The organism is Pseudonocardia oceanicola (genome assembly GCF_047200735.1).
Lineage (GTDB): Bacteria > Actinomycetota > Actinomycetes > Mycobacteriales > Pseudonocardiaceae > Pseudonocardia.
Map to the genome: position 1 here is coordinate 23,003 of NZ_JBJZON010000001.1, position 22,735 is coordinate 45,737.

Sequence of the window (22,735 nt, forward strand, 5' to 3'; positions counted from 1 at the left end):
CGGCGACGGCCGTGCTGCGCAGGGACGGCCGCGTGCGCGTGGACGCGCTGCAGCGACTCCCAGTACCGCACGACCACGGCGTCGAGCAGTGCCACCTCGTCCGCGGTCCGGTGCCGGGGCGTGGCCTGGTGCACGGCCATCGCCGCGACGAACCGGCCGCCCTTGTGCAGCGGCGTACAGATCACGGCGGCGATGCCGGTGCGGTGGTAGATCTCGCGCTGCCCGGCCAGGACCCGGGCATCGGTCTCGGCGTCGTCGAGCACGTAGGGCACGCCCTCGCGCGTGCACCGCCGCGTGTCGGCGCTGAACTCCGACATCGCCATCCGGCCGCTCAGCGGCGGCAGCCCCCGGGCGTAGCTGCCGGTCATCGTGACGTGGTCCTCGTCCGCCTCCGCCTCGGCGTAGGCGGACCGGTCCACCCGGAGGTGCTCGCCCAGCATCCGGGCGACGACCCGCATGATCTCCTCGGGATCGTCCAGCGGCTGCAGGGCACGCTCGAGCTCGGCCGTGAAGCGGGGGTCCGCGGTCCCGGAGGCCGCGGAGGGATCGGGCACGCGCCGGATCGTAGCCAGCGGGCGGGGCCACCGCAGGTGGACGGTCACCGCTCGGGTCGGACGCGTCGCACCGGCCGGGGGTGCCCGAGGGCCCCGCCTCACGAGCGGGTGACGAGTCGTTCGATGTCCGCCTCCCGGCCGACGATGAGGATGGTGTCGTCGTGGCTGAGCACGGTGTCCTGCCCGGCGTAGGTGAAGCTGCCGTCCTCGCGCTTGACCGCGACCGCGGTGACGCCGTGCCTGGACCGCAGTCGTGACTCGGCGAGCGGAACGCCGACGGCGCTGTGCGGGGGACGGATCTTGGCCAACGCGAAGTCGGTGTCGATCGGCATGTAGTCGAGCAGCTGCCCCGACAGCAGGTGCGCGACGCGTTCGCCCATCTCGTGCTCGGGGAACACCACGTGGTGCGCGCCGATCCGGCGCAGGATCCGGCCGTGGTGGTCGCTCACGGCCTTGGCCCAGATGTCCTCGATCTCGAGCTCCACGAGCAGCGAGGTGGTGAGGATGCTCGGCTCGAGCTCGCTGCCGATGGCGACCACCGCCCGGTAGAAGTCCTGGACGCCGAGCTGGCGCAGCGCGTCGATATCCGTGCTGTCCGCGGCGACGACCTGGGTCAGTTGCCCGGACAGGGCCTGCACCCGGGCGTCGGAGCGGTCGACGGCCAGGACCTCGTGACCGCGCTCGGCGAGCTCGAGGGCCAGTGCCGTGCCGAAGCGGCCCAGGCCGATCACGACGACGGGTTCTCGGGCGTCAGCCAACGGTGGTCCTCTCCTCGGGCCGGCGGTACCGGTGTGTACGGTCGCGCAGCGCGAGCGCGGACGCCAGGGTCAGCGGCCCGATCCGGCCGAGGAACATCAGGACGGCCAGGAGCAGCTTCGCCGGGGTGTTCAGGTCGGCGGTGATACCGGTGGACAGCCCGACGGTGCCGAGGGCGGAGACGACCTCGAACAGCACCCGGTCGAGCGGTTCGGCGGTGAGGGCCAGCAGGCTGAAGGTGGCGACGGCGGTCAGCCCGACGGCCAGCAGGACGACGGCGAGGGCCTCGCGCTGGTTCGTGATCGGCACCTGCCGGGGCCCGACCTCGACGGCGCGGTCCCCGCGGATCTCGGACCACAGGACGAACGCCAGCAGCCCGAAGGTGGTGACCTTGATGCCGCCCGCGGTACCGGCACTGCCGCCGCCGATGAACATGAGCACGTCGGTGACCAGCAGGCTCTCCGGGCGCATCGCCGAGACGTCGAGGGCGTTGAAACCTGCGGTGCGCGGCATGACGGCGGCGAAGAACCCGCCGAGCAGGGTGGGGCCGGCGGGCAGCGGCCGCAGGGTCGCGGGATTTCGGGCTTCGGTGGCCAGCAGCACGGCCGTGCCGCCGACGAGCAGCACCACGGTGACGATCAACGTGATCCGGGTGGTGACCGACCACTCCCGGGGCCGGTGGCCGCGCCGGAGCAGCTCGAAGAGGACCGGGAAGCCGAGGCCGCCGAGGATGACCGCGACGGCGATCGGCAGCAGCACCCATCCGTCCTCGGCGTAGCGGGTCAGGCTGTCGGCGTAGAGCGAGAAGCCGGCGTTGTTGAACGCCGAGATCGCGTGGAACACCGCGGAGTACGTCGCCTGCCCGGGGGGCTCCGCGTAGGCGGTGGCGAACCGGACCGCCAGGACGAGCGCGAGGAGGATCTCGCCCACCACGGCGAACAGGACGACACCCGTCACGACCTGCCTGACGTCCGCGGCGGTGACGGCCCGCGACTGGGCCTGGGCCACGAGGCGGGCGCGGAGCCCGAGCCTGCGGGACACCACGATCACGAACAGGGTCGCCAGGGTCATCAGTCCCAGCCCGCCGGCCTGGATCAACAGCAGGATCACCACCTGCCCACCGGTCGACCAGTAGCTGCCCGTGTCCACCGTGACCAGGCCCGTCACGCACACCGCGGACACGGCGGTGAACAGGGCGTCGACGAGCGGTGCCCGGCCGGGGTCGGCGCGGGCGAACGGCAGGGCGAGGGCCACCGTGCCGACGAGGATCGCGGCCAGGAACGACGAGGCGATCACGCGGGCCGGGTTCTGCAGCCGCGCGGCCTGCGCCGGGCGGCTGCGTCCCGGCCGGAACCGCCCCTCCCCTCGAGCGGGCGGCCCACCCCGATCACTCGACATGACGGAATGGTCGGCCATACCGGTGCAGGGCGCAGAGGGGACCCGAGCGGAGCGAGAACCGAGAGCGGCCGCGCCTGGGACGGCCACTCTGCGGCATCGATCGAGCGCATCGTGTAACTGTTGTCGTGATCAGGACGATGCTTCCGGTGCGAGGTCTCCGATGGGTTCTCGCTGCAGGCCTGACGAGGGGTGTGGCCTGCCACGGCCCGACCGTCAAGCAGTGTGCGGTCGGGCCTCCGGTCCGGTCAGGGCCCCGATCCGGTCAAGGTCCCAAACGATCGGCCCCTCACCCTGTTCCAGCAGGTGAGGGCCTTCATCGTGAGTGGCACGGATGGTGCCCCCGGCAGGATTCGAACCTGCGCTCCCGCCTCCGGAGGGCGGTGCTCTATCCCCTGAGCTACGGGGGCGACTCCCGCGCGCCGCGTTCCCGCGGCGTGCAGGGGAACCCTACAACACCCCCGGATCAGTTCATCGGGAGGGGTTCCGCTCCCCGCGCGGCGAGCAGCTGGCGCATCAGGTCGGCCTCCGAGCTCTGCGCCGCCAGGGCCTGTGCGGCGAGGTTGCGGACCTCCGGCACGGCGGCGCGGTCGGCCGCGTACGCCAGCATGTCCACACCGCCGAGGTGGTGGCGCAGCATCAGCTGCAGGAACAGCGTGTCGAGCTGCGGACCGGTCGCGGCGCGCAGGTCCCGCAGGTCCGCGTCCGTGGCCATGCCCGGCATCCGGGCGGCACCGGCCGAGGCGGCCGAGGCGTCCGAGGCGTCCGAGGCGGGCGGGGCTCCGTGCGCGTGCCCGCCGTCCGCGGGGTCCATCGCCATCCACGTCATGTACGGGCGCCCCGTCGGGAACGGCGCGGCGCCCCACAGCCCGAGCCAGCCCTGCATGCGGCCGATCTGCTGCAGCTGGGTGGTCTCGATGTCGAACGCGAGCTGCTTGATCTGGATGTCGGACGTGTGGTCCCGGGCCCACGAGGCCATCTCGACGGCCTGCTCGTGGTGCACGGTCATGTCCTGCGCGAACCCGACGTCGACCGAGTCGGCCGAGGGCGTGGTGGTCCCCGCCGAGCCGGGCAGGCCGACCATCGTCCCGGCGGCGCCGCCGATCAGCAGCAGCGCCACCGCGGCGGCGATCACGACGAGCGGGCGGACCCACCGCGGCTCACGGCGGCCGGGCGCGGCCGCCGCGTCCGGCTGGATCTGCTCAGTGGCCACGGGGCTCACTGGCCCGGTGCCGTCGGGTCGGCCATCGTGCCGCCGGTGGTGCCGGCGCCGCGCTCGGACACGATCGTGCTGCCGTCCACCTCGGACGGCGCCGGGGTCGGCTCGAAGGCCGGCGGGTCGTCCTGGTCGAACGCGCCCGGGCCGAGCGCCTGGCAGGTGGCGCCGATCTCCGGGTAGTTGTACTGGTTGCGGCGCAGTGCGGTGATGAACTGGTCGATCCGCGGGTCGTTCGCATCGCTCAGCTTGAGCTGGTGGTTCCAGGCCTGCAGCGAGATCGGCTGGTCCAGGCCCGGGTACGGCGCCAGCACCGTGTACGGCTGCCCGTCGACCTTCGCCGAGAGGGTCTCGAGCGCCTCCCCGGCGACGCGGTCGGGGTCGTAGGCGATCCAGACGGCGCCGTGCTCGAGCGAGTGCACGAGGTTCTCCTGGCGCACCGCCGTCGGGTAGACGATGCCGGTGCACGCGGCCCAGTACTGGTCGTGGGTCCCGCCGATCGGGGGGGAGTGCGTGTAGGCGACCCGGGTCGGACCGGCGACGTGCCCCTGCCCGTCACCGGTGTAGTTGTCGGTCACCACGCCGGGGATCTGCGTCGACGGGTCCCGGTTGGTGTCGCTCGGGGTGTAGGCGGCGAGGGCGTCCTGGGCGGCGCTGTTCTCGTTGTTGCGGTACACCGCGTAGCCGAAGATCGCGCCCGCGAACAGCACCACGACCAGGACGCCCGCGATCAGGCCCCACGGCGTCGACCGCCGGGTGACGACCGGGTTGCGGGCCTTGTTCCGACTCGCCTTGCTGCTCTTGCCGCTGGCCATGAACCGTCCAGATGTTCGGGGAACCGGGCGACCGTCACTCAGGCTGAGCCGGATCCTCGCTCCGCGAGCTCCGCGCCGAACGGACTCTCGCTCCGCAAGCTCCGCTCGGTGGTCGCGCCGACCGAGTGTAGGAGCGCCGCCTGAGAACCCCCCGAGTGCCACCTCCTATCCTCGTGGGGTGACTCCCGACGTGCTCGCCGACCTGGTCCGTGTCGCCGCGCTGGACGTGCTGGCCGCACGCGGTCTGGGCGCCGACGCACTGCCCGCCGACGCCGGCGTCGAGCGCCCCCGCAACCCCGAGCACGGTGACTACGCGACCAACGTGGCGTTGCGCACGGCGAAGAAGGCCGGTGTGGCCCCGCGCGACCTCGCCGGGTGGCTGGCCGAGGACCTGGCGGGCCGGCCCGGGATCGCGTCCGCCGAGGTCGCGGGGCCCGGCTTCATCAACCTCCGGCTGGCCGCCGACGCGCAGGGTGCGCTGGTGGGTGAGGTGCTCGCGGCGGGGGAGTCGTACGGCACCGGGGACGAGTACGCCGGGCGCAACGTGAACCTGGAGTTCGTCTCCGCCAACCCGACCGGCCCGCTGCACCTGGGCGGCACCCGCTGGGCCGCGGTCGGCGACGCGCTGGGCCGGGTGCTCACCGCACGGGGCGCCAAGGTCACCCGCGAGTACTACTTCAACGACGCCGGCGCGCAGATCGACCGGTTCGTCGCCTCCCTCGTCGCGGCCGCGAAGGGCGAGCCGGCGCCGGAGAACGGCTACGGCGGCGCCTACGTCGCCGACATCGCCGCTCGGGTCGTCGAGGCCGAGCCGGCGGCGCTGGAGTCCGCGGAGCGGGACGAGGTCTTCCGCCGCGTCGGCGTCGGGTTCATGTTCGCCGAGATCAAGCAGGACCTGCACGAGTTCGGCACCGACTTCGACGTCTGGTTCCACGAGAACTCGCTGCACGAGTCCGGCGCGGTCGACGCCGTCGTCGGTCAGCTCAAGGACTCCGGTGCGCTCTACGAGGCCGACGGCGCGTGGTGGCTGCGGTCGAAGGACTACGGGGACGACAAGGACCGCGTCGTCATCAAGAGCGATGGCCGTCCCGCCTACATCGCGGGCGACCTCGCCTACCTTCGGGACAAGCGGGCGCGCGGCTTCGACCTGTGCATCTACATGCTCGGTGCCGACCACCACGGCTACATCGCGCGGCTCAAGGCGGCGGCCGCCGCGTTCGGCGACGACCCGGCCGTGGTCGAGGTGCTGATCGGCCAGCTGGTGAACCTGGTGAAGGACGGCCAGCCGGTCCGGATGAGCAAGCGGGCGGGCACCGTCGTCACGATGGAGGACCTGGTGGAGGCCGTGGGCGTCGACGCGGCGCGGTACTCGCTGATCCGGTCCTCGGTCGACTCGGCGCTGGACGTCGACCTCGACCTGCTGGTCCGGCGCAGCAACGACAACCCGGTCTTCTACGTGCAGTACGCGCACGCCCGGCTGGCCTCGCTGGCCCGCAACGCCGCGGACCTCGGCGTCGAGCCGGGCCGGGAGTACGGGCTGCTCGAGCACCCGCGCGAGGGCGACCTGATCCGGACGCTGGGCGAGTTCCCGGAGATCGTGCGCGCCGCCGCCGAGCTGCGCGAGCCGCACCGGGTGGCGCGCTACCTCGAGGCGCTGGCCAGCGCGTACCACAAGTTCTACGACAGCTGCCGCGTCCTGCCGATGGGTGACGAGGAGGCCACCGAGCTGCACCGCGCCCGGCTCGGCCTGTGCGTCGCGGCCCGGCAGGTGCTGGCCAACGGACTCGGGCTGCTCGGCGTGAGCGCACCGGAACGGATGTGAGGACCTTCCCGTGAGAGCGCACCCCGCCGGCCCGCTGCACGGCGGCATCCAGGTGCCGCCGGAGACCGCCGGCCCCCGCCCGACCGGCGCCGCCGAGCTCGACCACCTCGCGCCGGCCGTCTGGCCCCGCCACGCCGCCCGCGGCGCCGACGGGGCGCTGCGCGTCGCCGGCGTCGACGTGCGCGAGCTGGCCGAGCGGTTCGGCACCCCGCTGTTCGTGATCGACGAGGCGGACTTCCGGTCCCGCGCCGCCGAGTTCGCCGCCGCCTTCGGGGCGTCGTGCGTGCACTACGCGGCCAAGGCCTTCCTCAGCACGGAGATCGCGCGCTGGGTGGCCGACGAGGGCCTGTCGATGGACGTCGCGAGCGGCGGTGAGCTGGCCGTCGCGCTGCGGGCCGGCTTCCCGCCCGAGCGGATCGCGATGCACGGCAACAACAAGTCCGTCGCCGAGCTGACGGCCGCCGTGGAGAGCGGCGTGGGCCGCGTGGTGCTCGACTCGTTCCACGAGATCGTCCGGCTCGACGCGGCGGCCGCCGAGCGGGCGGTCGTCCAGCCGGTGATGATCCGGGTGACCGTGGGCGTCGAGGCCCACACCCACGAGTTCATCGCGACCGCGCACGAGGACCAGAAGTTCGGGTTCTCGATCGCCGGCGGGCCCGAGTCCGACGCCGCCGAGGCCGCCCGACGGGTGCTCAAGGCCGGCAACCTGCGGCTGGTCGGCCTGCACAGCCACATCGGCAGCCAGATCTTCGACACCGAGGGCTTCGAGGTGGCGGCGCACCGCGTCGTCCGGCTGCTGGCCGACCTGCACCGCGAGCACGGGGCCGCGGCGCTGGCCGACCTGGCCACCCTCGACCTGGGCGGCGGCATCGGCATCGCCTACCGGCCGGACGAGGACCCGCTGTCGATCGAGGCGCTCGCGAAGGAGCTGCGCGGGATCGTCGAGCGCGAGTGCGCGGCCGCCGGGCTCGAGGTCCCGGAGATCGCCGTCGAGCCCGGGCGCGCCATCGCCGGGCCCGGCGGGATCACCCTCTACGAGGTGGGCACGCTCAAGGAGGTGCCGCTCGGTGTCGGCGCGCGGCGCTACGTGAGCGTGGACGGCGGGATGAGCGACAACATCCGCACCGCCCTCTACGACGCGCTCTACGACTGCCGGCTCGTCTCCCGGGCCTCGGCGCTCGACTCGGTGCCCGGCGGCGACCGGCCGGCGCTGTCCCGCGTCGTCGGCAAGCACTGCGAGTCCGGCGACATCGTGGTGCGGGACTGCTGGCTGCCCGCGGACCTCGCCCCCGGCGACCTGCTGGCGGTGGCCGCCACCGGCGCCTACTGCTACTCGATGGCCAGCGCGTACAACCGGCTGCCGCGCCCGGCCGTCGTCGCCGTCCGCGAGGGCGAGGCGCGGGTGATCCTGCGCCGCGAGACCGAGGAGGACCTGTTCCGGCTCGAGGTCGGTCCGTGAGGGTGGGCACCCCGGACTGTCGCGCGGCGCGCCGAGCAGGGATGATCCCCGGTCGGGCCCGGCCGGTCGCACCCGCCGGAGCCGCTCGCACCACCGTCTCAGGAGGATCGACGTGACGTCAGACGCGCCCGTCCGGGTCGCGCTGCTGGGCTGCGGGACCGTCGGGTCCGAGGTCGTCCGGCTGCTCGAGGACCAGGCGGGGGACCTCACGGCCCGCGTCGGCGCGCCCGTCGAGCTCGCCGGGATCGCCGTGCGCCGCCCGCACCGGCACCCGGGGCTGAACCCCGACCTGGTCACCACGGACGCCTCCGCGCTGGTCACCCGGGACGACGTGGACGTCGTCGTCGAGGTCGTCGGCGGCATCGAGCCCGCCCGCACCCTGCTGCTGCAGGCGATCAAGTCGGGCAAGTCGGTGGTCACCGCCAACAAGGCGCTGCTCGCCGAGGACGGCGCCACGCTCGCCGAGGCCGCCGACGGCGCGGGCGTCGACCTCTACTACGAGGCCTCCGTCGCCGGCGCGATCCCGCTGCTCCGCCCGCTGCGCGAGTCGCTCGCCGGGGACCGGATCACCCGGGTGGCCGGGATCGTCAACGGCACCACCAACTTCATCCTCTCCGCGATGAGCGCCTCGGGGGCCGGCTACGCGGAGGCGCTCGAGGAGGCCACCCGGCTCGGGTACGCCGAGGCCGATCCCAGCGCGGACGTGGACGGCTACGACGCGGCCTCCAAGGCCGCGATCCTCGCCACCATCGCCTTCCACACCCGGGTCACCGCGGCCGACGTGCACTGCGAGGGCATGCGCCGGGTCACGGCCGCGGACATCGCCGCCGCCACGGGCCTCGGCTGCGCGATCAAGCTGGTCGCGATCTGCGAGCGGGTCCCGGGGTCCGGGGGTGCGCCCGAGTCCGTGTCCGCGCGGGTCTACCCGGCGATGATCCCGCTCAGCCACCCGCTGGCCGGTGTCGACGGGGCGTTCAACGCCGTGTTCGTCGAGGCCGACGCCGCCGGGCAGCTGATGTTCTACGGCCAGGGCGCGGGCGGCGCACCCACCGCCAGTGCCGTGCTCGGCGACCTGGTCGCCGTGGCGCGCAACCGGGTCGGTGGCGGGCGCGGTCCGCGCGAGTCGGCGTATGCGAGCCTGCCCGTGCTGCCGATCGGCGACGTGCACACCCGCTACCACGTGAGCCTCGAGGTCGCCGACCGTGCGGGCGTGCTGTCGGCGGTCGCGGGCGAGTTCGCGCGGCGCGGGGTGAGTATCGCCGCGGTGCGGCAGACCGGGGGCCGCGAGGACGGGGACGTACCGGAGACCGAGGTCGAGGCGGCACGCCTGGTCGTCGTGACGCACGGGGCGCCGGACTCCGCGCTGCACGCGACGGTCGAGGCGCTCGCCGGGTTGGACGTGGTCCGCGGCGTGGAGAGCGTGCTGCGCGTGGAGGGGCTGGGCCGTCCGGTCAGCACCCTCGGCGTGGCCGGATGAACGCGCGGGCGAGCGCCGCGCGATGACGGGAGAGACTGTGAGCACCGCCGTGAACCGGCTGGCCCCCTGGCCGGGCGTGATCGAGGCCTACCGCGACCGGATGCCCGTCGGGCCGGACTGGGAGATCGTCACCCTGGCGGAGGGCGGCACCCCGCTGCTGCCGGCGCCGGTGCTGAGCGAGCGCACCGGCTGCGAGGTGTACCTGAAGGTCGACGGGCTCAACCCGACCGGGTCCTTCAAGGACCGCGGGATGACCATGGCCGTGACCGCGGCGCTGGCCGAGGGCAAGCAGAGCGTGCTGTGCGCGTCGACGGGCAACACCTCCGCCTCGGCGGCCGCGTACGCCGCCCGTGCCCGGATGACCAGCGCCGTGCTGGTACCGCGGGGGAAGATCGCGCTCGGCAAGCTGGCCCAGGCCGTCGCGCACGGGGCCCGGATCCTGCAGATCGACGGCAACTTCGACGACTGCCTCGAGCTGGCCCGCAAGACCACCGCGGACTACCCGGCGATCGCGCTGGTCAACTCGGTGAACCCGACCCGGATCGAGGGTCAGGCCAGCGCCGCCTACGAGATCTGCGACGCGCTGGGCCGTGCCCCCGACGTGCACTGCCTGCCGGTGGGCAACGCGGGCAACATCACCGCGTACTGGAAGGGCTACCGCAGCTACCACGCCGACGGCCTGATCGGTTCGCTGCCGCGCATGTTCGGTTTCCAGGCCGCCGGTGCCGCGCCGCTGGTCCACGGTGCGCCGGTGAAGAACCCCGAGACGATCGCCACCGCGATCCGGATCGGCGCGCCGGCCTCGTGGAACGGCGCCGAGACCGCCCGCGAGGAGTCCGACGGCCGGTTCGCCGCCGTCACCGACGACGAGATCCTGGCCGCGCACCGGCTGCTCTCCACGCGCGAGGCCGTGTTCGTGGAGCCCGCCTCGGCGGCGAGCGTCGCCGGCCTGCTGCAGGCCTCGGCCGACGGCCGGCTGGACCGCGGGCAGGTCGTGGTGTGCACCGTCACGGGCAACGGGCTCAAGGACCCGGACAGCGTGCTGGCCACCGCCCCGGCCCCCGAGATCGTGCCGATCGACCCGAGCGCCGTCGCCGCGGCCCTGGAGCTGGCCTGATGGGGCGCCCGTCCGAGGTGAAGGTCCGGGTCCCGGCCTCGTCGGCCAACCTCGGGCCGGGCTTCGACTCGCTCGGGCTCGCGCTCGGGCTCTACGACGACGTCGAGGTGTGCGCCACCACGGAGCCCGGTGTGCACGTCGAGGTCGAGGGCGAGGGCGCCGCGCAGGTGCCGTGTGACGAGACGCACCTCGTGGTCCGCGCCATGCGGACCGCGTGGGCGCTGTTCGGCGACGAGCCGGCCGGTCTGCGGATGCGGTGCCGCAACGCCATCCCGCACTCGCGCGGGCTCGGCAGCTCGGCCGCCGCCGCGGTGGCGGGCGCCGTGGCGGCCTGCGTGCTCTCCGGCCGTGACCCGAAGCTCGAGCAGGACGCGTTGCTGCAGGTCACCGCCGGGATGGAGGGGCACGCGGACAACGCCGCCGCCAGCCTGCTCGGCGGGTTCGTCGTGGCGTGGGAGACCGCGGGGAACACCGCCGAGCGGTTCCACGCCGTCCGGCTCGACGTGCACGCCGGCATCGCGCCGGTGGCGCTCGTCGCCGCGGTCGAGTCTTCCACGAAGACGACCCGCGGCCTGCTGCCCGAGCTGGTCCCGCTGCCCGACGCGGCGTTCACCGGGAGCCGGACCGCGCTGTCCGTCCTGGCCTTCACCCAGCGGCCCGAGCTGCTGATGGCGGCCACGGAGGACCGGCTGCACCAGGGCTACCGTCGCCCGGCCTACCCGGAGTCCGCGGACCTCGTCGACGCGCTGCGCGCGCTCGGCGTGCCGGCCGCCATCTCCGGCGCGGGGCCGACCGTGCTGGCGCTGACCTCGAACGGGACCCTGCCCGAGGCGCTGGACGCGAGCGGCTTCACCACGCTCCCGCTGCCCGTCGACACGCTCGGCGCGCAGATCGAGATCGGCTGAGGCCTCGCCGACACGCCGGGCCCGACCGGGGGCGTTGTTGCCGCAGCACCGCGAACCGTCTACCCTCGGCCTCGCACGGCGATCCACGCGTCACAAGCGTGGCCTCTCGAGCCGGAACCCACTCACTGCAGCCCATGCGGTTGGAATCCGGACCGGACCGAGCGGCCTCTTCCCCGCGACCGTCGCACTGGTCGCCGCCCCTGCACATCGCCGACGGCGGCTCTCTTCATGCCGCCCCGGCGTCGTTGTCCGGCGGAGGAGTCGGACGTGACGTGTGGAATCCGCTGGTCCCGGCACCGCCCGAGGGCCGGTCAGGAAGGAACTTCGTGAGCGAGACCGATCTCGTCAGCACCCCGGCAACGGAAGAGGGTGCTGCCCCCAAGAGGCGGGGCGGGCTGTCCGGAATGGTCCTCGCCGACCTGCGCCAGCTCGCCGGAGAGCTGAACATCCCGGACATCGCCGGGATGCGGAAGGGCGACCTCATCGCCGCCATCAAGGAGAAGCAGGGCGCTCCGGCGAGGCGGACCTCCCGGAAGGCGGCCTCGGCCGACCAGCTGCCGCTGGAGGCGGGAGAGGACACCGCCCCCGCCAAGCCGCGCCGCACCCGGGCCAAGGCCGCGGCCACCGCCGAGGCCGCCGAGGCCCCCGCCGCGCCCGCCGAGAAGCCCGCCGAGGCCCCCGCCGCGCCCGCCGAGAAGCCCGCCGAGGCCCCGGCCGAGCAGGCCGCCGAGGCCGGTGCGGCTCCGGCCCCGACCCGGCGCCGCCGCGCGGCCACCCGGCCCGCGGGCGCCCCCGAGCCCCAGCCGACCCCCGGCGTCAACGGGGTCGCCCCGGCCGAGCAGGCGAACGGGCAGGTGAACGGGCACGCGCCCGAGCAGGCCGCCCCCGGCGCCGCCCCGGCCGAGCAGGCCGGTGAGGGCACCGCCGCCGAGGGTGTGGAGGGGACCGGCCGTCGCCGGCAGACCCGGCGCCGCTCCGGCGCCGAGCCCCAGTCGGACACCCTCGAGGCCGTGGCCGCGAGCGTCGGCGCGTCCGAGAAGGAGCGGGGCGACCGCACTGACCGGGGCGAGCGGACCGACCGGGGCGAGCGGACCGACCGGGGCGAGCGCGACGGCGAGGGCGGCGGGCGCAACCGCAACCGCCGCAACGACCGCGGCGAGGGCGGCGGCCGCAACCGGGGCGACAACCGCCCGGACAACCGTGCCGACAACCGCGCCGACAGCCGCCCGGACAACCGCACCGACACGCGGACCGAGCGGGACTCCCGCGCCGACGACGACTCGGACGAGGACGGCGACGGCCGCGGCCGCCGCGGCCGGCGGTTCCGGGACCGCCGCCGGGGCCGGGACCGCGACTCGCGCGGCGGCGACCGCAACGTCGACACCGAGGTGCGCGAGGACGACGTCCTGCTGCCGGTGGCCGGCATCGTCGACATCCTGGACAACTACGCGTTCGTCCGGACCACCGGCTACCTGTCCGGCCTGAACGACGTCTACGTGTCGTTGTCGATGGTGCGCAAGCACGGCCTGCGCCGCGGCGACGCGATCACCGGAGCCGTCCGGCAGCCCCGCGAGGGCGAGCAGCAGCGGCAGAAGTTCAACCCGCTGGTGCGCATCGACACCATCAACGGGCGGGACTCGGAGTCCGGCAAGCAGCGACCGGAGTTCACCAAGCTCACCCCGCTCTACCCGAACGAGCGGCTGCGCCTGGAGACCGAGCCGTCGAAGCTCACCACCCGGGTCATCGACCTGGTGATGCCGGTCGGCAAGGGCCAGCGCGCGCTGATCGTCTCGCCGCCGAAGGCCGGCAAGACGATGGTGCTGCAGTCGATCGCCAACGCGATCACCACCAACAACCCCGAGTGCCACCTCATGGTCGTCCTCGTCGACGAGCGGCCGGAGGAGGTCACCGACATGCAGCGGTCGGTGAAGGGCGAGGTCATCGCCTCGACCTTCGACCGCCCGCCGTCGGACCACACCGCGGTCGCCGAGCTCGCCATCGAGCGGGCGAAGAGGCTGGTGGAGCTGGGGCACGACGTCGTCGTCCTGCTGGACTCGATCACCCGCCTGGGCCGCGCCTACAACCTGGCCGCCCCCGCGTCGGGCCGGATCCTGTCCGGTGGTGTCGACTCGACCGCGCTCTACCCGCCGAAGCGGTTCCTGGGCGCGGCGCGCAACATCGAGGACGGCGGTTCGCTGACCATCTTCGCCACGGCGCTGGTGGAGACCGGGTCGACGATGGACACGGTGATCTTCGAGGAGTTCAAGGGCACGGGCAACGCCGAGCTCAAGCTCGACCGCAAGCTGGCGGACAAGCGGATCTTCCCGGCGATCGACGTCGACGCCTCCGGCACCCGGAAGGAGGAGCTGCTGATGTCCGGCGACGAGTTCGCCATCAGCGTCAAGCTCCGCCGCGTGCTCGCCGCGCTCGACCACCAGCAGGCGATCGAGCTGGTGCTGGGTCAGCTCCGCAAGACCCGCACCAACATCGAGTTCCTCATGCAGGTCCAGAAGACCACGCCGGGGAACTTCGGCAACGACGACTGATCCGCGCACGGCGCGTCGCCGCCCGGCCCCGGTGGGAATCCCCGCCGGGGCCGGGTGGTTGAATGGGGCGGTACGCAGCCGGCTCCGGTTCACCCACATTCGGGGGCTCCGCCCCCGAAACCCCCGAACAGCGAGGGGTGTGAGACCCGGCGGCCGATCTTCGAGAGGAACATCCCATGCGTGAGGGCATTCACCCCCAGTACGTCGAGACCCACGTCACCTGCGGTTGCGGCAACTCCTTCACCACCCGCAGCACCAAGACCAGTGGCTCGATGACCGTCGAGACCTGCTCCGCCTGCCACCCCTTCTACACGGGCAAGCAGCGGATCCTGGACTCCGGTGGCCGCGTCGCCCGCTTCGAGGCGCGCTACGGCCGGCGCAAGGCCGCCAAGTAGCTCTCCCGTCCGGCGCCCGTCCCCGCACCAGGGGCCGGGCGCCGTTCGTATGTCAGGGGTGACGATCAGGGGAAACGGGGGCACGTGGTGGCGGTGAGCAGCAGCGCGGCGGGCGTGGACGCGCTGATCGACGAGTACGCCGAGCTGGAGGCCCGGCTGGCCGACCCGGCCGTGCACGCCGACGCGGCCACGGCCCGCAAGCTCGGCCGGCGCTACGCCGAGCTCGGCCCGGTCGTCGCCGTCGCCCGGGAGCTGGCCGGGCTGCGGTCCGACGAGGTCGCCGCCTGCGAGCTGGCCGCCGAGGACGCGGCGTTCGCCGCCGAGGCGGCGGAGATCGCGGGGCGGATCCCGGCGCTGGAGGCCCGGTTGGCCGAGCTGCTCGTCCCGCGCGACCCGCACGACGGCGACGACGTCGTCATGGAGGTCAAGTCCGGCGAGGGCGGCGAGGAGTCGGCGCTGTTCGCGGGCGACCTCGTGCGGATGTACACCCGGTACGCCGAGCGCCGGGGCTGGAAGGTCGAGGTGCTCGACTCCGTCGGCTCGGACCTCGGCGGGTACAAGGACATCACGCTGGTCCTGCGCTCGCGCACGCCGACGCCCGACGGGGTGTGGTCGGCGTTGAAGTTCGAGGGCGGCGTGCACCGGGTGCAGCGGGTGCCGGTCACCGAGTCCCAGGGACGCATCCACACCTCGGCGGCCGGCGTGCTCGTCTACCCGGACACCGGCGAGGACGCCGAGATCGAGGTCGACGACAACGACATCCGGGTCGACGTCTTCCGCTCCTCGGGACACGGCGGGCAGAGCGTCAACACCACGGACTCCGCGGTGCGCATCACGCACCTGCCCACCGGGATCGTCGTGAGCTGCCAGAACGAGCGGTCGCAGCTGCAGAACCGGGCGCGCGCGATGGAGGTGCTGCGCTCGCGGCTGCAGGCGCTGCACGAGGCCGAGCAGGCGGCGGCGGCGTCGGCGGAGCGGAAGTCGCAGGTCAGGACGGTCGACCGGTCCGAGCGCATCCGCACCTACAACTTCCCGGAGAACCGGATCTCCGACCACCGGGTGGGCTACAAGGCGCACAACCTCTCCACGGTGCTCGACGGCGACCTCGACGACGTCGTCGCCGCCCTCACCCGGGCCGAGCGGGCCGAGGCGATCGCCGCCGCGGAGGAGGGCGGGTGAGGCTCAGGCCCGCGCGGCTCGGAACCCCGACGCAGCGGAGGCGTGCGGCTGACGGGGGCGATGGAGCCGCGGCGCACCTGGGACGTGCTGCTGACGAGGGAGCCATCACGCACGTGGCGGGCGTCCCTGGTGTGCGTGATCGAGCCATCACGCACGGGGCGGGTGTCCCTGGTGCGTGTGCCGGGACCACGGTGCCTCGGAGGAGCGCAGCCGTGCGGTGTGGCGCACCGGCGCGCGTGGAGGCGCCGGCGTGAGCCGACTGCCGCTGCGGGTGGCGATCGCCGAAGCCGAGCGGGTGCTGGCGGAGGCGGGGGTCGAGTCACCCCGGGCCGAGGCGGAGTGCCTGGCCTCGTACGTCGTCGGGGTGCCGCGCGGGCAGCTGATGATGCACCCGCTCGTCGACCCTCCGCAGGCGGAGGTCTACCACCGCCTCGTCGCCCGGCGCGCCACCCGCGAGCCGCTCCAGCACGTCCTGGGTACGGCGGTCCTCGGCCCCGTGGAGGTCGCCGTCGGGCCCGGCGTGTTCACCCCGCGCCCGGAGACCGAGCTGCTGCTGGAGTGGGGCCTGAGGGAGATCCACGGCGTCGAGGATCCGCTGGTCGTCGACTTGTGTACCGGGTCCGCGGCGCTTGCCCTCGCCTTCGCCGAGAGCCGGCCGGACGCGCGGGTGCACGCCGTCGACATCGACCCGGGCGCACTGAGCTGGGCGCGCCGCAACATCGCGGCCCGCGGCGATCGCGTGACGCTGCACGCCGTGGACGTCCGCTGGCGCGATCCCCTGCCCGAGCTCGAGGCCCGCGTCGATCTCGTCGTCTGCAACCCGCCGTACGTGCCGGAGGGGACGCCGGTGCCGCCCGAGGTCGCCGAGTGGGACCCCGCCGTCGCCGTGTTCGGCGGCGCGGACGGGCTCGCGCTGATCCCCGCCGTGATCTCCCTGGCCGCGACGCTGCTCCGCTACGGCGGCGGGCTCGCGATCGAACACGACGACACCCACGGCGAGGCCGTCCCCGCGCTTCTCCGCCGGCGCAGGGTCCTCACGGACGTCCAGGAGCACGCCGACCTCAACGGCCGCCCCCGCTTCGCCACCGCCCGCCGCACCACTCCCACCTGACCGACCCGCGAGTCGCGCTCTGGGCTTCCGTGAGCCGCGCTGTGGGTTCCCGCGAGTCGCGCTGTGGGTTCCCGCGAGTCGGGGTGTGGGCTTCCGCGAGTCGCGCTGTCGGCTCCAGCGAGTCGCGCTCTGGGCTTCCGTGAGCCGCGCTGTGGGTTCCCGCGAGTCGGGGTGCGGGCTTCGTGAGTCGCGGGTTCCTGCGGCGCGGGGGTGCGAGTCCGTGCATGTCACGGGGGTGCGGGCGGGCCGCCCGGGGCGCGGTCGTAGGGTGCCCGACGTGACTGCTCCGGCCGTTCCCGTCTACGACTGCTCCGACCCCGACGCCCGCCTCGAGGGGCTGGCCGCCGCCGCCCGCGCGGTGCGGGCCGGGCAGCTCGTCGTGCTGCCGACGGACACCGTGTACGGCCTGGGCTGCGACGCCTTCTCCTCGACCGCGGTCCGCAACCTGCTCGCCGCGAAGCACCGGGGCCCGGACATGCCGGTGCCGGTGCTCGTCGGCTCCTGGTCGACGATCGACGGCCTCGTCCTCGGCGTCCCCGCGACCGCCCGCGCGCTGATCGAGGCGTTCTGGCCGGGCGGGCTGTCGCTGGTGCTGCCGCACGCGCCGTCGCTGAACTGGGACCTCGGTTCCACCAAGGGCACGGTGATGCTGCGCATGCCGCTGCACCCGGTCGCGCTCGAGCTGCTGCGCGAGGTCGGCCCCATGGCCGTGAGCAGCGCGAACATCTCCGGGCGGCCGCCCGCGAGCAGCGCCGCCGAGGCCCTCGACCAGCTCGCCTCCTCGGTCGCCCTCTACCTCGACGGCGGCCCCAGCGGCGACCCGGTGGCCTCCACCATCGTCGACCTGACCGGCAGCCAGCCCCGCATCCTCCGCGAGGGCGCCGTGACCCGCGCCCAGGTCGCCGAGGTCGTGGGGCAGGAGGTCCCGCTCGGCTGATCGGGACACCAGCGCTGTTCGATCATGGTCGAACGGCTCTCCGGTCCCACTTCACGATCGCCAACGGCTGAAGCCCGGACGTCTACGTTGCCGCCGAGGCCGAGGACGGCGCGGTGCTCCGCGCCCGGGCCGGGTTCCTCCTGGTCGAGCGGTGTGGAGGGGTCGCAGCGGGATGGGCCGCGGCCGAGCTCCTCGGCCGGTCCTGCGGGCCACGGAACGCACCGGCGGAGGTCCTGGTCCCAGGGCACGTCCGGGCACACGCCGGCCTCGTCGTGCACCGGGGCACCGCCGGCCCGGGCGAGGTCTGGCAGGACGATAGGTGGGCGGCGACATCGCCGCTGCGTACGGCTTGGGACCTCGCGCGACGCCTGGACCTGGTCGAGGCCGTGCTCGCGGTCGACGCGCTGGCCCGGCGGAGGCGCCGGGAGCCCGCGCCGTTCGATCTCGGCGACCTGCTGCGCCTGCGCAAGGCCCGCCCCGGAGCGCGCGGGTGCACCCGCGTGGATCGCGTGCTGGACCTTGTCGACCCGCGCGCCGAGTCGCCGATGGAGACCCGGATGCGCCTCCTGCTGGTGCTGGCCGGGTTGCCGGTGCCCGCGGTCCAGTACGAGATCCGCACCCGGGACGGGCGCCGGGTCCGCTTCGACCTGGCCTACCCGGAGGCGCGGCTGGCGATCGAGTACGACGGCGACGAGCATGACGACACGCTCGACCGGCGCCGCGACGTCCGCACCGCGCAGCTCGGCTGGCACACACTCCGCCTGCTGGGCGCCGACATCCTGCGCACGCCGCAGGCCACGGTCCGCCTGGTCGCCGGCCTCCGTAGCGAGCGTGCCCGCCACCTCGAGCGGGACACCAGAGCTGCCGGCACATGATCGAACAGCTCCGAGGTCCCACTCACGCCGGTAGTCCCACCTCGGTGGCCAGGCGGCTGCAGACCGCGCGGAAGTGGGCCCCGTGGTCCTCGACGACGTTGTGGGTGTGGCCGAAGAGCTCGAAGCCGATGGCGCCGAAGAGGCCGGACCAGGCCAGCACCAGACGGCCGCCGAGCCCCGTGCCCGTCGGGAGGCCCAGCGTGTCGAGCAGGCCCGGGGCGATGCTGGCCTCGTCGTCGCCGGGTGGGGGAGTGACGGCGCCGGCCGCGATCCCGTCCCGCAACACCCCCGCGAGCACCACCGCCACCCGGCCCGCGGGGGCGATCGTGTCCTGTGGCGCCGAGTAGCCGGGCACCGGGGAGCCGTAGAGCAGCGCGTACTCGTGCGGGTGGGCCAGCGCCCAGCTGCGGGCCGCGGCGCACGCGGCGTGCCAGCGGCCCACGAGGTCCTCCCGCGCAACGGCGCCCTCGGCGAGCTCGACGGCCTCGCCCAGCGCGTCGTAGCCCTCGACGATCAGCCTGGTGAGCAGGTCGTCCCGGCTGGGGAAGTAGCGGTAGACCGCCGACGACACCATCCCGAGCTCCCGGGCGACCGCCCGCAGCGACAACGCCGCGGCGCCCGAGGTGGCGAGATGCGTCCGGGCGACGTCGACGATCTCGGCGGTGAGCTGGGCGCGCACGCGCTCGCGAGCCGTGCGGGGCGCGGAGCGAGGGGAGGTCATGCCGGCAGTCTCGCAGGCGGGACGGAGCGGTGTCCACGACCGCGAGCACCGATCCGTCAGTACGGTTCGTGCACGACCCGGTGACGCTCCGCAGGCCCTCCGAGCTGTGAGCGGGTCCCCGGTCCGATGGGGAGGAACCGCAGGTAGCCTGGTGCACCGTGAGTGCGCACAGCGAGAACGCCCCCGGTCAGGACGTGCCGTTCTGGGGCCCGGACTTCGGAGCCCTGCAGCAGGAGGACCCGGAGATCGCCGGCGTCGTCCTCGACGAGCTGGAGCGCCTCCGCGGCGGGCTGCAGCTGATCGCCAGCGAGAACCTCACCAGTCCGGCCGTCCTCGCGGCGCTGGGGTCCACGCTCTCGAACAAGTACGCGGAGGGCTACCCGGGCCGCCGCTACTACGGCGGCTGCCAGGTGGTGGACCAGGCCGAGGAGATCGGCAACGCGCGCACCAAGGCGCTGTTCGGGGCCGAGCACGTCAATCTCCAGCCGCACTCCGGCGCCAGTGCCAACCTCGCCGCGTACGCGGCGTTCGCCAAGCCCGGCGACACCGTGCTGGCCATGGACCTCAAGCAGGGTGGCCACCTCACCCACGGCAGCAAGGTCAACTTCTCGGGCCTGTGGTTCAACGCCGTGTCGTACACGGTGCGCGAGGACTCCGAGCTCATCGACTACGACCAGGTCCGCGACCTGGCGCTGGAGCACCAGCCGAAGATCATCATTGCCGGGGCCACGGCCTATCCCCGGCTGATCGACTTCGCCCGGTTCCGGGAGATCGCGGACGAGGTCGGCGCCGCGCTGATGGTCGACGCCGCGCACTTCATCGGCCTGGTCGCCGGGAAGGCGATCCCCTCGCCGGTCCCGTTCGCCGACGTCGTCACCGCGACCACGCACAAGGTCCTGCGCGGTCCGCGCGGCGGCATGATCCTCGCCCGCGCCGAGCACGCGAAGGCGATCGACAAGGCCGTCTTCCCGTTCTCCCAGGGTGGCCCGCTGATGCATTCGGTCGCCGCGAAGGCGGTCGCGATGAAGGAGGCGGCGCAGCCTGCCTACCAGGCCTACGCCAACCAGGTCATCGCGAACGCCCAGGCGCTGGCCAAGGGCCTCGAGGCCGAGGGCATGCGGGCGGTCTCCGGCGGCACCGACACGCACCTCGCGCTGATCGACCTGCGCCCGATCGGTGTGACCGGTGGCGAGGCCGAGGCTCGCTGCGACCTCGCCCGCATCACGCTGAACAAGAACGCCATCCCGTACGACCCGGCCCCGCCGATGAAGCCCTCGGGCATCCGTGTGGGCTCGCCCAGCACGACCACGCAGGGCATGGTCGAGTCGGACATGGCGGAGATCGCGTCGCTGCTGGCGCGCGCCGTCAAGGCGGAGCACGGCACGACGGCGGGCGACCGCGAGCTGGCCGACGTCGCCGAGGCCGTCTCCACCCTCGTCTCGCGCGCCCCCGCCTACCCGCGCGGCTGACCCGGCCCGCGCGCACGCGGTGGTGCTCGCCCAGTCCTCGTACGGCCAGTCCTCCTTCGGGCTCGGCCTCCCGATCCGCGAGTACCTCCTGGTCGGGCTGGCCGCCGCCGTCGTGACGTTCCTGCTGGTCGGCCTGGTGCGGGTGCTGGCGCTGCGGCTCGGCGCCGTCGCCTGGCCCCGCGGCCGGGACGTCCACGTCACGCCGACGCCGCGATGGGGCGGGCTGGCGATGTTCGGCGGCGTGCTCGCGGGCGTCGGGCTGGCCGCGCAGCTGCCGGCGCTGCGGCTGGCGTTCGACTACTCCCGGGACGTGCAGGGCGTGCTGCTCGCGGCCGTCCTGCTCGTCGCGGTCGGGGCGCTCGACGACCGCTTCGAGCTCGACGCGATCACCAAGGCCGCGGGCCAGGTGACCGCGGCCGGGGTCCTGGTGCTGTTCGGGGTGCAGTTCTCGGTGTTCTGGATCCCGTGGGGCGGGGGCGGCAGCGGGATCTCCGGGTCGATCCTGTCGCTCGGGCCCGAGCAGGGCGTCGTGCTCACGGTGGTGCTGACCGTCGCCCTGGTCAACGCGATGAACTTCGTCGACGGCCTCGACGGGCTCGCCGCCGGCCTCGGCCTGGTCGCCGCCACCGCCACCTGCGCCTTCGCGGTCGGGCTGGTCCGCGAGAACGGCAACGACGCGGCGGCCTACCCGCCGGCGCTGATCGCCTCCGTGCTGGCCGGGGCCTGCCTGGGGTTCCTGCCGCACAACTTCAACCCGGCCCGGATCTTCATGGGCGACTCCGGCTCGATGCTGATCGGGTTGATGCTGGCCGCCGCCACGACGAGCGCCTCGGGCAAGATCCCGATCACCACGACGACGGACGGCTCGGACGTGCTCGCACTCTTCGCGCCGCTGATCGTGCTGCTCGCGGTGGCGTTCGTGCCGCTGCTCGACCTGCTCATGGCGGTCGTGCGGCGCACCCGGGCCGGGATGAGCCCCTTCTCGCCTGACAAGATGCACCTGCACCACCGGCTCCTGGAGATCGGGCACAGCCAGCGGCGCGCGGTGCTGCTGATCTACCTCTGGGCGGGCATCCTCGCGTTCGGCGCGGTGGCGCTCGCCCTGATCGACGACGCGGCGTTCGTGCTGTGGGCGGTCGCGCTGGGGCTCGGGGTGGCGGTCCTCGCCACTGCCGTGCCGCGGGCGCGTACCGCGCGCCGGGCCGGACCTGCGGGGCCGCCCCGTCCCGGCCCTCCGCCGCGCGCGCCGGGACGGACCTGACACGAGCGGCCCGCGCCGGGCCGACGAGGAGAAGCGATGAGCCAGAACCCGGACCCCGCCCCCGCGGCCGACGAGCAGCCGCACGTCCGCACCGTGCTGCGGCTGGCGGCGGCGATGCAGCGGACCGCGCTCCTGGTCGGGGCCGCGATCAGCGTGCTCGCGATCGTCCTGTCGGTGATGCTGCGCGGCGTCCCGGGCCTGATCGGCGCCCTGATCGGCGTGGTGATCGGGCTCGGCCTCGGGTTCGTCGGCACCGCGGTCATGAAGGGGACCGCCCGCGCGACGCCGGGCGGGGTCATGGTCGGCGCGCTGGCCTCCTTCGCGGGCAAGTTCGTCGTCCTGCTGGTCTTCCTGCTCGTCTTCCGGGGCACCACGCTGTTCGACAACCAGACCTTCGCGTTCAGCCTGCTGGGCGTGACCCTCGGCTGGATCGCCGGCGAGGTCGTCGGGTTCGTGCGGGCGAAGGCCCCGTCCGTCGACGTCTGAGGGCCGGCGCCCGGTGCGTGGCACGGCCGCCGGACCCGCTGCCGGAGGCGCCGGGTCGTAGGTCCGCACACGACCACTCGTTGGGCTGATCGGGTGAAGTTGCCGAAAGCGCCCGAGCTGTCCGAGATGTCCGTGACGGCGCTCTCATGGCGACCTGTGTCACACCCGGCCGGAACTTCTACAGGTGATAGAGCGACGTCGGACGGTCGCCACGGTCTCGGAGGGTGAGGACCGGGACC

At 74.0% G+C, this 22,735-nt stretch carries 19 protein-coding genes, 1 tRNA gene and 1 pseudogene; 14 read left to right on the top strand and 7 right to left on the bottom strand.

What is annotated here, in order from left to right; all coding sequences use genetic code 11:
• Positions 1-83: 83 nt before the first annotated feature.
• From ACL02T_RS00105 to ACL02T_RS00130, 6 genes and pseudogenes are all read right to left on the bottom strand, one after another.
• Positions 84-656: pseudogene (locus ACL02T_RS00105) on the bottom strand (GAF domain-containing protein); the annotation flags it as partial.
• Positions 653-1,312 (bottom strand): potassium channel family protein, encoded by a 660-nt coding sequence (locus tag ACL02T_RS00110; protein ID WP_412828534.1) that lies wholly within the window; start codon positions 1,310-1,312, stop codon positions 653-655. The pseudogene ACL02T_RS00105 and the gene ACL02T_RS00110, both read right to left, overlap by 4 nt.
• Positions 1,305-2,708 carry a TrkH family potassium uptake protein gene (locus tag ACL02T_RS00115; protein ID WP_412828535.1) on the bottom strand — a complete coding sequence of 468 codons (1,404 nt, stop codon included), beginning with the start codon at positions 2,706-2,708 and terminating at the stop codon, positions 1,305-1,307. The genes ACL02T_RS00110 and ACL02T_RS00115 overlap by 8 nt, the downstream gene beginning before the upstream one ends.
• Positions 2,709-3,040: 332 nt before the next feature.
• Positions 3,041-3,115, bottom strand: a tRNA-Arg gene (locus tag ACL02T_RS00120).
• Positions 3,116-3,171: 56 nt separating this feature from the next.
• Positions 3,172-3,918, bottom strand: coding sequence for a DUF305 domain-containing protein (locus tag ACL02T_RS00125; protein WP_412828536.1), 747 nt, complete (start codon positions 3,916-3,918; stop codon positions 3,172-3,174).
• 5 nt (positions 3,919-3,923) lie between these two features.
• The gene (locus tag ACL02T_RS00130) at positions 3,924-4,736 is read right to left on the bottom strand and encodes a thioredoxin-like domain-containing protein (protein ID WP_412828537.1); all 813 of its coding nucleotides are present in this window, start codon (positions 4,734-4,736) and stop codon (positions 3,924-3,926) included.
• Between the two features lie 178 nt (positions 4,737-4,914).
• Here ACL02T_RS00130 and argS point away from each other — a divergent pair, with 178 nt between their 5' ends.
• The 11 genes from argS (at position 4,915) to ACL02T_RS00185 (ending at position 18,559) form a co-directional block, all read left to right on the top strand.
• Positions 4,915-6,558 carry an arginine--tRNA ligase gene (gene argS, locus ACL02T_RS00135; protein ID WP_412828538.1) on the top strand — a complete coding sequence of 548 codons (1,644 nt, stop codon included), beginning with the start codon at positions 4,915-4,917 and terminating at the stop codon, positions 6,556-6,558.
• 10 nt (positions 6,559-6,568) lie between these two features.
• On the top strand, positions 6,569-8,017 hold the full coding sequence (gene lysA, locus ACL02T_RS00140) for a diaminopimelate decarboxylase (RefSeq protein WP_412828539.1): 1,449 nt from the start codon (positions 6,569-6,571) through the stop codon (positions 8,015-8,017).
• 112 nt (positions 8,018-8,129) lie between these two features.
• On the top strand, positions 8,130-9,494 hold the full coding sequence (locus tag ACL02T_RS00145) for a homoserine dehydrogenase (RefSeq protein ID WP_412828540.1): 1,365 nt from the start codon (positions 8,130-8,132) through the stop codon (positions 9,492-9,494).
• 37 nt (positions 9,495-9,531) lie between these two features.
• Positions 9,532-10,611, top strand: a complete 1,080-nt coding sequence (thrC, locus tag ACL02T_RS00150) for a threonine synthase (protein ID WP_503129076.1) — start codon at positions 9,532-9,534, stop codon at positions 10,609-10,611.
• Positions 10,611-11,516, top strand: a complete 906-nt coding sequence (gene thrB / locus ACL02T_RS00155; RefSeq protein WP_412828541.1) for a homoserine kinase — start codon at positions 10,611-10,613, stop codon at positions 11,514-11,516. Before thrC ends, thrB begins: the two co-directional genes overlap by 1 nt.
• 326 nt (positions 11,517-11,842) lie before the next feature.
• A complete protein-coding gene (gene rho / locus ACL02T_RS00160; RefSeq protein WP_503129077.1) occupies positions 11,843-14,062 on the top strand; it encodes a transcription termination factor Rho in 2,220 nt (739 codons plus the stop codon).
• Positions 14,063-14,238: 176 nt separating this feature from the next.
• Complete coding sequence (gene rpmE, locus ACL02T_RS00165; protein WP_412828542.1) at positions 14,239-14,457, top strand: 50S ribosomal protein L31; 219 nt, start codon at positions 14,239-14,241, stop codon at positions 14,455-14,457.
• Positions 14,458-14,550: 93 nt separating this feature from the next.
• Positions 14,551-15,636 carry a peptide chain release factor 1 gene (gene prfA, locus ACL02T_RS00170; protein WP_412828543.1) on the top strand — a complete coding sequence of 362 codons (1,086 nt, stop codon included), beginning with the start codon at positions 14,551-14,553 and terminating at the stop codon, positions 15,634-15,636.
• Positions 15,637-15,886: 250 nt separating this feature from the next.
• A complete protein-coding gene (prmC, locus tag ACL02T_RS00175) occupies positions 15,887-16,747 on the top strand; it encodes a peptide chain release factor N(5)-glutamine methyltransferase (RefSeq protein ID WP_412828544.1) in 861 nt (286 codons plus the stop codon).
• 277 nt (positions 16,748-17,024) lie between these two features.
• Positions 17,025-17,684: an L-threonylcarbamoyladenylate synthase gene (locus ACL02T_RS00180; protein WP_412828545.1), complete on the top strand. Its 660-nt coding sequence runs from the start codon at positions 17,025-17,027 to the stop codon at positions 17,682-17,684.
• A 113-nt stretch (positions 17,685-17,797) separates the two neighbouring features.
• Positions 17,798-18,559, top strand: a complete 762-nt coding sequence (locus tag ACL02T_RS00185; protein WP_412828546.1) for an endonuclease domain-containing protein — start codon at positions 17,798-17,800, stop codon at positions 18,557-18,559.
• A 22-nt stretch (positions 18,560-18,581) separates the two neighbouring features.
• On the opposite strand, the gene ACL02T_RS00190 is transcribed toward ACL02T_RS00185, so the two are convergent.
• Complete coding sequence (locus ACL02T_RS00190; RefSeq protein WP_412828547.1) at positions 18,582-19,280, bottom strand: TetR/AcrR family transcriptional regulator; 699 nt, start codon at positions 19,278-19,280, stop codon at positions 18,582-18,584.
• A gap of 158 nt (positions 19,281-19,438) precedes the next feature.
• Here ACL02T_RS00190 and glyA point away from each other — a divergent pair, with 158 nt between their 5' ends.
• From glyA to ACL02T_RS00205, 3 genes are read left to right on the top strand one after another with little or no spacing between them, the layout of a single operon-like run.
• Complete coding sequence (glyA, locus tag ACL02T_RS00195) at positions 19,439-20,749, top strand: serine hydroxymethyltransferase (RefSeq protein ID WP_503129078.1); 1,311 nt, start codon at positions 19,439-19,441, stop codon at positions 20,747-20,749.
• Between the two features lie 22 nt (positions 20,750-20,771).
• Positions 20,772-22,010, top strand: coding sequence for a glycosyltransferase family 4 protein (locus ACL02T_RS00200; protein WP_412828548.1), 1,239 nt, complete (start codon positions 20,772-20,774; stop codon positions 22,008-22,010).
• A 36-nt stretch (positions 22,011-22,046) separates the two neighbouring features.
• Entirely contained in the window at positions 22,047-22,496 is a 450-nt protein-coding gene (locus tag ACL02T_RS00205) for a Cg1360 family ATP-synthase-associated protein (RefSeq protein ID WP_412828549.1), read from the top strand.
• Positions 22,497-22,735: the final 239 nt, after the last annotated feature.

Coding starts and splice junctions, on each gene's coding strand:
- ACL02T_RS00205 (WP_412828549.1), top strand. CDS start 22,047: ATGAGCCAGAACCCGGACCCCGCCCCCGCGGCCGACGAGCAGCCGCAC.
- rpmE (WP_412828542.1), top strand. CDS start 14,239: ATGCGTGAGGGCATTCACCCCCAGTACGTCGAGACCCACGTCACCTGC.
- ACL02T_RS00190 (WP_412828547.1), bottom strand. CDS start 19,280: ATGACCTCCCCTCGCTCCGCGCCCCGCACGGCTCGCGAGCGCGTGCGC.
- ACL02T_RS00130 (WP_412828537.1), bottom strand. CDS start 4,736: ATGGCCAGCGGCAAGAGCAGCAAGGCGAGTCGGAACAAGGCCCGCAAC.
- ACL02T_RS00115 (WP_412828535.1), bottom strand. CDS start 2,708: ATGTCGAGTGATCGGGGTGGGCCGCCCGCTCGAGGGGAGGGGCGGTTC.
- thrB (WP_412828541.1), top strand. CDS start 10,611: ATGGGGCGCCCGTCCGAGGTGAAGGTCCGGGTCCCGGCCTCGTCGGCC.